3 protein-coding genes and 1 pseudogene are annotated in these 5076 nt (G+C 65.7%); all 4 read left to right on the top strand.

From position 1 onward, the window contains the following. The first annotated feature begins 21 nt into the window (after nucleotides 1-21). The gene (locus tag AC2VOG_RS01060; protein WP_486938061.1) at nucleotides 22-894 is read left to right on the top strand and encodes an ABC transporter permease; all 873 of its coding nucleotides are present in this window, start codon (nucleotides 22-24) and stop codon (nucleotides 892-894) included. Further along, nucleotides 891-2726 (top strand): ABC transporter ATP-binding protein, encoded by a 1836-nt coding sequence (locus tag AC2VOG_RS01055; protein ID WP_486938059.1) that lies wholly within the window; start codon nucleotides 891-893, stop codon nucleotides 2724-2726. The genes AC2VOG_RS01060 and AC2VOG_RS01055 overlap by 4 nt, the downstream gene beginning before the upstream one ends. A 181-nt stretch (nucleotides 2727-2907) precedes the next feature. Next, complete coding sequence (locus tag AC2VOG_RS01050) at nucleotides 2908-4494, top strand: ABC transporter family substrate-binding protein (protein ID WP_486938060.1); 1587 nt, start codon at nucleotides 2908-2910, stop codon at nucleotides 4492-4494. Nucleotides 4495-4548: 54 nt separating this feature from the next. Continuing rightward, nucleotides 4549-5076, top strand: a pseudogene (locus tag AC2VOG_RS01045) (cytochrome P450); the annotation flags it as partial.

Here is a 5076-nt window from a genome sequence, read left to right as displayed (position 1 = left end):
CGATCCCAGGGTTCGGGTGTCGTGACCGCACCCGCATTCGCATCCCGCCGGACGTTGGTGTTGCGCCGCTTCCTGCGCCGCCGATCGGCGGTGGCGTCGCTGCTGACGCTGCTGGTGCTGTTCGTCGGCTGCTACACGATGCCATCGCTGCTGCCGTATTCCTACAGCGACCTCGACTTCAACGCGCTGCTGCAGCCGCCGAATGCCCGACACTGGTTGGGCACCAACGCTCTTGGCCAGGATCTATTGGCCCAGACCTTGCGGGGTATGCAGAAGTCGATGCTGATCGCGGTCTGCGTGGCGGTGATCTCGACCGGTATCGCTGCAACTGTGGGATCGATCTCCGGCTACTTCGGCGGCTGGCGCGATCGCGCGCTGATGTGGTTCGTCGACCTCATGCTCGTCGTGCCGGCGTTCCTGTTGATCATGATCCTGACGCCCCGTACCAAAAGCTCCGGCAACGTGCTGGTGCTGGTGGCGCTGCTGTCGGGTTTCGGCTGGATGGTCAGCTCCCGGATGGTCCGCGGCATGACGATGAGCCTGCGCGAACGCGAATTTATCCGCGCCGCAAGGTATATGGGCGTGCCCAGCCGGCGGATCATCACCCACCACGTGGTACCGAACGTCGCGTCGATCCTGATCATCGACACGGCGCTCAACGTCGCGGTCGCGATCCTCGCCGAAACCGGGCTGAGTTTCCTCGGCTTCGGTATCCAGCCCCCCGACGTGTCGCTGGGCACGCTGATCGCCGACGGTACCCAGTCGGCGACGACGTTCCCATGGGTATTCCTGTTTCCCGCCGGGGTACTGGTGCTGATCCTGGTGTGCGCCAACGTTACCGGTGACGGTCTGCGCGATGCGCTCGATCCGGGGTCCCGAGGTGGGCGCCCGTGAGCCGGCTACTGGACGTCACCAACCTGGCAGTCAGCTTCCCCGCCGCAGGATCACCGCTGAGGGCGGTGCGCGGCATCGACTTTCATGTCAACGCGGGCGAGGTGGTGGCGATTGTCGGCGAGTCCGGTTCGGGGAAGTCGACGGTAGCGATGTCGGTGGTGTCGCTGCTTCCGGAGTACGCCGACGTCCGAGGTTCGGTGCAACTGCAGGGCAACGAACTGATCGGTCTGCCCGACGATGCGATGTCGCGGTTGCGCGGCAACACGGTCGGGATGGTCTTTCAGGACCCGATGTCGGCGCTGACGCCGGTTTACACCGTCGGCGATCAGATTGCCGAGGCCATCGAGGTGCACCAGCCAGGCGCTGGAAAGCGTGCCGCCCGCCAGCGCGCGGTCGAGTTGCTGGACCTGGTCGGCGTCGCTCAGCCGCAGCGGCGCGCGCGGGCGTTTCCGCACGAGTTGTCCGGTGGCGAACGCCAGCGTGTGGTGATCGCGATCGCGATCGCCAACGATCCCGACCTGTTGATCTGCGACGAGCCGACCACCGCTTTGGACGTCACCGTGCAGGCGCAGATCCTCGAGGTGCTCAAGACAGCACGCGACGTCACCGGCGCCGGGGTGCTGCTGATCACCCACGACCTAGGCGTGGTGGGCGAATTCGCTGACCGGGCACTGGTGATGTATGCCGGCCGGATCGTCGAGTCCGCGGCCGTCAGCGACGTTTACCGCGATCGCCGGATGCCTTACACCGTTGGGCTTTTGGGTTCGGTACCGCGGTTGGACGCCCCGCAGGGCACCCGGCTGGTGCCGATTCCGGGCGCTCCCCCATCGCTGACGGATCTGGCGCCAGGATGCCCGTTCGGACCGCGCTGCCCGCTGGTCGTCGACGAGTGCCGCACCACGGAGCCCACGTTGTTGCCAGTGGCCCCCGAGCACGACGCGGCCTGCATCCGCACCGAGCACGTCGTCGGGCGCAGTGCGTCAGACGTTTACGGAGTCAGCACTTCGGCCGGCGCCGTCGAGTCGGATGCATCACCCGTCGTGGTACGGGTCCGCGACCTGGTCAAGACCTACCCGTTGACCAAGGGAGTACTGTTTCGCCGCAACGTCGGCGAAGTCCGGGCGGTCGACGGCGTCAGCTTCGACCTACACCAGGGCCGCACGCTGGCCATCGTCGGCGAGTCGGGTTCAGGCAAGTCGACGACGCTACACGAGATCCTGGAACTGGTTGCACCGCAGTCTGGTTCGATCGAAGTGCTGGGGACCGACGTCGCCGAGCTGAAGCCGGCCAGCCGCCGGGCCCTGCGGCGTGACATCCAGGTCGTCTTCCAGGATCCGGCGGCGGCACTGGACCCGCGACTGCCGGTTTTCGATCAGCTGGCCGAGCCGTTGCACGCCAACGGATTCAGCAAGACCGACACCAGCAAGCGGGTCGCCGAGTTGCTCGACACCGTCGGGCTGCGGCACAGCGATGCCAGCCGATATCCGGGCGAGTTCTCCGGCGGGCAGAAGCAGCGCATCGGTATCGCACGGGCGCTGGCGCTGCGGCCCAAGATCCTCGCGCTCGACGAGCCGGTCTCGGCGCTCGACGTGTCGATTCAGGCCGGCATCCTCAACCTGCTACTCGACCTGCAGCAGGAGCTTGGGCTGTCGTATCTGTTTGTTTCGCACAACCTTTCGGTGGTTAAGCACCTCGCTCACCACGTTGTGGTGATGCTGCGGGGCGCTATCGTGGAGCAGGGTGACAGCGACGAAATCTTCAACCGGCCCCAGCACGAGTACACCCGTCGCCTGTTGGCCGCTGTGCCGCAACCGGATTCGGCTCATGGGTAGCCCGACGACGATGCAGGCCGCGAGGCGGCCTGAGAAGGAGTCGGGTCATTGGCACAAGCGCCCGACGACGATGCAGGCCGCGAGGCGGCCTGAGAAGGAATCGGGTCACTGGCACAAGCGCCTGCTGGCGATCATGTTCGCCATCTTTCTGGTGGCCGGCTGCTCGTCGGGCGCGGACTTGATGCCTGGCGGGCCCGCGACCGCCGTCGGCGCGACCAGCGACATCAATCCGCAGAACCCGGCGACGCTGCGCGACGGCGGCGACCTGCGGCTTGCGCTCACCGAATTCCCCTCCAATTTCAACACTTTGCACATCGACGGCAACTCCGCCGACGTCGGCGGCATGCTGAAGGCCACCATGCCGCGCGCATTCGTGATCGGGCCCGACGGCTCGACCACCGTCAACACCGATTACTTCAGCAGCATCGAACTCACCGGGACCAACCCGCAAGTCGTCACCTACACCATCAACCCGAAGGCGACCTGGTCCGATGGCACCCCGCTCAGCTGGGAGGACATCGCCAGCCAAATACATGCCACCAGCGGAGCGGACAAGAACTTCGCGATCGCCGGCACCAACGGCAGCGAACGGGTGAAGTCGGTGAACCGCGGCGTCAGCGACCAGCAGGCCGTCATCACGTTTGCCAAACCCTACGCGGAATGGCGCGGCATGTTCGCCGGCAACACCATGCTGTTGCCGAAGAAGATGACCGCCACGGCAGAGGCGTTCAACACCGCCCAACTCTCGGGGCCGGGGCCGTCGGCCGGCCCGTTCATCGTCTCCGCCCTCGACCGGGCCAAGCAACGAATTGTATTGACGCGCAACCCGAAATGGTGGGGCGAGCGACCGCGGCTGGACCGCATCACCTTCCTGGTGCTCGACGACGCCGCCCGGCTGCCGGCGCTGCAGAACAAGGCCATCGACGCCACCGGCCTGTCCGGGCTCGACCAGATGACGATCGCGCGGCGCACCAAAGGCATTTCCATCCGGCGCGCGCCCACCCCCAGCTGGTATCACTTCACCTTCAACGGCGCGGCGGGATCGATACTGTCCGATCCCGCGTTGCGCCGTGCCATCGCCGAGGGCATCGACCGACAGAGCATCGCGGCCGTCACCCAGCATGGGCTCACCAGCCATCCGGCGGCGTTGAACAATCACATCTACGTGGAGGGCCAACAGGGCTATCAAGACAACAGCGGCGTCGTCGCCTACAACCCGGCGAAGGCCAAGCGCGACCTCGACGCGCTGGGCTGGAAACTCAACGGGCAATTCCGCGAAAAGGCCGGCAAGCAGTTGGTGGTGCGCGACCTGTTCTACGACGCACAGACCAGTCGGCAGTTCGGCCTGATCGCGCAGCACAGCCTCGCCCAGATCGGGGTGAAGCTCGACCTGATGGCCAAGGCCGGCAGCGGGTTCTTCACCAACTACATCAACGTCGGCGCCTTCGACATCGCCCAATTCGGTTGGATGGGCGACGCTTTCCCGCTGTCTGCGCTCAGCCAGATCTATGCGTCCACCGGCGAGAGCAACTTCGGCAAGATCGGCAGCCCCGAGATCGACGCGAAGATCGAGCAGACCCTCCAGGAGCTGGATCCGGCCAAGGCTCGGGTACTGGCCAACGATGTCGACAAGGCGATCTGGGCCGAGGGTTTCAGCCTGCCGCTGGTGCAATCCCCCGGCAACGTCGCGGTCAACAGCTCGCTGGCCAACTTCGGCGCCCCCGGGCTGGCCGATCTCGACTACAGCGCAATCGGATTCATGCGCTGAGGCAATACGCGCAAAACCTTGAAATCCGCTCGGCCAGGCGCAATTCTTGATCTCATGACCGCGACGATTGACCAACTCGATGTTGACTCGCTGCCGCTGGCGCCGAAAAATCCGCTGCCCATTCTGCAGGCGCTGGCGGCGGCGCGCGCTTTGCATACCGGGCTGCCGCTGCTCAGCGAGGCCGGCGGACCGGTGACGCGCTTCGAACCGTTGCCGAAGATCCTCGCCCCGGCCCTCGTGCTGGTCACCTCGCCGAGCGGGGTCCGCGATGTGTTGGGACGCACCGACGGACTCACCGAGCGATGCCAGATCCATCAGGAAATCCGAAACGTCGCGGGCGACAACCTCTTCGTGCTGCCCAACAAAGAGTGGGCACCGCGCAGACGCATACTGCAGCCGGTGTTCACCAAACACAACGTCGACAGCTTTGGCAGCCACCTGACGCAGGCGGCGCACACCTTCGCCGATCACTGGCGCGAGGCGGGTGACGTCGACCTCGACACCGAATGCCGCCGACTCGGCATGCGCTCACTCGGTCGCTCGATTCTCGGTCTTGACGTCAACGAATTCGGCAGCGCGATC

The sequence above is a fragment of the Mycobacterium sp. TH-M11 genome (genome assembly GCF_057473725.1).
Note: the sequence above shows the minus strand (reverse complement) of the source record. Positions and strands in the feature narration are given on the sequence as shown.

Excerpts from the sequence above, each read along its gene's own strand:
- AC2VOG_RS01050 (WP_486938060.1), top strand. The coding sequence starts at position 2,908 with ATGCCTGGCGGGCCCGCGACCGCCGTCGGCGCGACCAGCGACATCAAT.